Origin of the sequence: Streptomyces sp. NPDC048604, from assembly GCF_043199435.1 — a bacterium.
In the GTDB taxonomy this organism is placed as follows: domain Bacteria; phylum Actinomycetota; class Actinomycetes; order Streptomycetales; family Streptomycetaceae; genus Streptomyces.
This window is the reverse complement of the sequence record NZ_JBICVX010000039.1, coordinates 1-3,120: the sequence shown is the minus strand read 5'-3', so window position 1 is coordinate 3,120 and position 3,120 is coordinate 1. Positions and strand designations below refer to the sequence as shown.

At 29.2% G+C, this 3,120-nt stretch carries 5 protein-coding genes and 1 pseudogene; 5 read left to right on the top strand and 1 reads right to left on the bottom strand.

Going from position 1 to position 3,120, the window contains the following annotated elements; genetic code table 11:
• The first annotated feature begins 328 nt into the window (after window positions 1–328).
• From ACGFMM_RS35735 to ACGFMM_RS35715, 5 genes and pseudogenes are all read left to right on the top strand, one after another.
• Window positions 329–976: a minor capsid protein gene (locus ACGFMM_RS35735; RefSeq protein ID WP_393650658.1), complete on the top strand. Its 648-nt coding sequence runs from the start codon at window positions 329–331 to the stop codon at window positions 974–976.
• Window positions 977–1,018: 42 nt separating this feature from the next.
• Entirely contained in the window at window positions 1,019–1,372 is a 354-nt protein-coding gene (locus ACGFMM_RS35730) for a polymorphic toxin type 50 domain-containing protein (protein ID WP_002456552.1), read from the top strand.
• A gap of 1 nt (window position 1,373) precedes the next feature.
• Window positions 1,374–1,568, top strand: a complete 195-nt coding sequence (locus tag ACGFMM_RS35725) for a hypothetical protein (protein WP_002456551.1) — start codon at window positions 1,374–1,376, stop codon at window positions 1,566–1,568.
• 160 nt (window positions 1,569–1,728) lie between these two features.
• On the top strand, window positions 1,729–1,896 hold the full coding sequence (locus ACGFMM_RS35720; protein WP_002456550.1) for a hypothetical protein: 168 nt from the start codon (window positions 1,729–1,731) through the stop codon (window positions 1,894–1,896).
• Window positions 1,893–2,241, top strand: a pseudogene (locus ACGFMM_RS35715) (DUF4355 domain-containing protein). The gene ACGFMM_RS35720 and the pseudogene ACGFMM_RS35715 overlap by 4 nt, the downstream one beginning before the upstream one ends.
• A gap of 250 nt (window positions 2,242–2,491) precedes the next feature.
• On the opposite strand, the gene ACGFMM_RS35710 reads toward ACGFMM_RS35715, so the two are convergent.
• Window positions 2,492–3,120: Ltp family lipoprotein (locus ACGFMM_RS35710; protein ID WP_393650657.1), on the bottom strand; the 629-nt coding region annotated here is incomplete at its 5' end.

Genomic DNA, 3,120 nt, shown 5'->3' with positions numbered 1-3,120 from the left:
AATGGGATTACTATAGAACTCAAGTATCCGAATGGGAAAGAGAACAGTATATTAAGCAATACTAAGCGCTAAACAATTTCAGGGGAAACCTAATAGGGGTAAGGAGTTAAGGCATTTTGCCTTAGCTTCTTTTTTTACAGCTATATTTTGTTAATCATTTTATAATGAGTAAAGTATTTGGTCGAATGCATTAAAATGTAATCTTAATGTACTTTTTATCGACAAAACTTAAATAAATCAACAAGCCATCAATGATTCAATTTAGTGAAATGTACTGAAGAAATCTTGTGATGAGGCAAACAAAGCACTTAAACTTTATAATTTGTCTATGAAAGTATCTAGAGAAAAGCTATTAAAGCAGCAATTAGATTTGATAGTCAAAGACTCCGCTTTAGACATTCATGATGAAATAGAAAATAAGTTGGTTGATAGAGAAGTTGAAAGACAAGCACATATACTTGGTGAACATGTGAAAATTGATGACACTGAAGTAAAAGCGGTTGTTAACAGTAACTTTAAAGGTGTGAACTGGTCTACAAGATTATGTCAAGATATGGCTGTAGTTCAAAAAGAAGTAGAAAAAACAACGAGTAATGTATTACTTAGAGGGAGACATCCTAATGAGTACGTAGCTAAGTTTAAAAAGCAAACAAATACCACAACATATAATGCAAGTAGATTGTTAGTTACTGAATCAGCATGTGTGCAGGCTGAATCACAGAAGTTAACTTATCTTAAAGATTTAGGTGAAGATGGCGAATATAAATACGAGGCCAAAATCGACAAGAAAACATCTAAAATATGTCACTCTTTAAATGGCAAAGTATTTAAAGTTAAAGATATGATGCCTGGAGTTAATGCTCCACCTATGCACCCTTGGTGTAGAAGTACTACAGTAACACATGTGGGCAATTGGCGAGATAGATTCTTTACTGAGCGTAAAGGTAAGTATCAGACAGAGAATAAAGAATCATAAAAAGAAAAAAATACAAGAAAAAGCAAAAAAGAAATTCCTGATGTGATACGTAGTGGTAAAATAAAATTAGATATAAATCCTGAAAAACAAAATAGACATTCCTTAAATCATAGTTTATATTTGAAAAATAAAAATTTTGCATTAAAAAATAATGAAAGATTACCAAGTTATACTACGTTATCTATCAATGAATTAAATAGATTAGTACAACAGTACTCAACTTCTGGTAAAATCTTAATAAATAAAAACGGTTTTAACCATAAAAAAGTAATAAATTTTGAGAGGATTATAGGAAAAGCATTTATAGATGGAAAATATATTGAGACTACATTTGGTAAAGTGCATTATTCAAAAACAGACTCTCATATAATACCTTTTATAAGTAAGGAGAAATAAAATGTTAATTAAAGATGCTTATCGTAAAAATGTTATTGTCACACTTAAAAATAATGAAAAGTTTAAAGGTTTTGTGTTTGATTATGAAAACCCATTAGAAAGTGATACTGGAAACTATTCCCTGGATTTAGAGACAGATTTAGGAATATATTCAATTGATGAATCGGAAATAAAAAGTATAAAATTAATATCTTAGTAGCATCCTTTCTGCATAGATAAATAGAAAGTGGTGCTATTTTTATAAGCTTTTTTAACCTTCTACGGAAGGTTATTTTTTATGTCCAAAACGTGCTGATGACGTTATAAAAGCAAGTATGGAATACGCAGTCGACAGACTATAAACGGAGGTATATCTCATGGAGAACAATCAAAGTAATATTACTGAAGAAACGAAACACAATGATAATTTAGAAACAACTTATGAACAAACGCAACAAAAAGAGAAAACATTCTCTCAAGAAGAAGTATCTCAAATGATTAAGGATCGTTTAGCTAGAAAAAAAAGAAATCTGAATAACGTATGAAAGATGCAATTCAAGAAGCTGAAAAACTAGCCAAGATGAATAAAGACCAAAAGAATCAATATGAGTTGGAAAAGCTGTTAAAAGAAAATGAAGAATGAGACTCGTTCAATGCTTAATGAGTCAGGTTTAGAAAACTTCGATGATCAAATTGTTAATATATTAGTAAATACTGATGCTGAAAAAACAAGGAAAAATGTTGAATCATTTACTAACTTACTTAATCAAATGGTAAAATCAAATGTTGAAAAAGCATTAAGACAAGACTCACCAGTAAGCACTCAATCAAATAAAATGACAAAAGATGAAGAATCAGATTATCTTGTTTCAGGGAGAAAATGTCTATAAACAAATGTACTAAATTCTCAATTTTTAACATTCTACTTTAAAAAAATTAAATAGAAAATTGAGTTTAACCTACTAGGTGGAGAATTTTCTCTATATCGATGACATTTTAAAAGATTGAAAGTAATTGTAACTATAAAATTTTATAATAACTGAATTTACAGTCTATAAAGATTATATTTATACGAATATATTAAAGGTTTGCTTTCAACTAAGAAAACAAACCTTTAATGTTAAAACTCTTTCTTAATGATTACCTATCTAAATGATTCATTGCATATTGTGCTTCTTCAGGAGTAAATCCTTCTCCATTTTCTGAAACGAGTTGATCATATAACGCTTGATTAGAAATGTTTATATTTTTTACGTAACTTTTTGCTAATCTCAGTGCATTCATTTTATAATCTACACTGATATGGTCAACAGCATACTGTGCTATGTCTGCCGGATATTTCTCTCCGTATTCCGAAGTTAATTGTTTGTATAAACTTTTCTTAGAGATAGGTAATGTATTTGCATATGACTTTGCTTGTGCTATAGCTGCATTTTGTTCGCTAGTTGGAGAAGCTGCTTCATCATTTGCGTTATTATTTTGATCTTTTGTGTTTTGCTTTAAGTTCACAGAGTTTTGTTTGTCTGTCTGCGTTGATTTTTCCATATTTTTATTTTTAGTTGTTTTTACATTATTTATATTAGACTTTTCTTTCATAGTTGATGCATGTTCTATTTGATTTGTTTTATTCTCATTTAATAGAATAAATTGATATAAAAGTGTTAAAACTAAACTAATAATATAGACTGATGAAACAGTCAATTTTAACCAATTCTTCCAATGCGCATACCTCCACATTAGAAAGAGACCTAATGGAAAAATCAACGCAG

Coding starts and splice junctions, on each gene's coding strand:
- ACGFMM_RS35725 (WP_002456551.1), top strand. CDS start 1,374: ATGTTAATTAAAGATGCTTATCGTAAAAATGTTATTGTCACACTTAAA.
- ACGFMM_RS35735 (WP_393650658.1), top strand. CDS start 329: ATGAAAGTATCTAGAGAAAAGCTATTAAAGCAGCAATTAGATTTGATA.
- ACGFMM_RS35720 (WP_002456550.1), top strand. CDS start 1,729: ATGGAGAACAATCAAAGTAATATTACTGAAGAAACGAAACACAATGAT.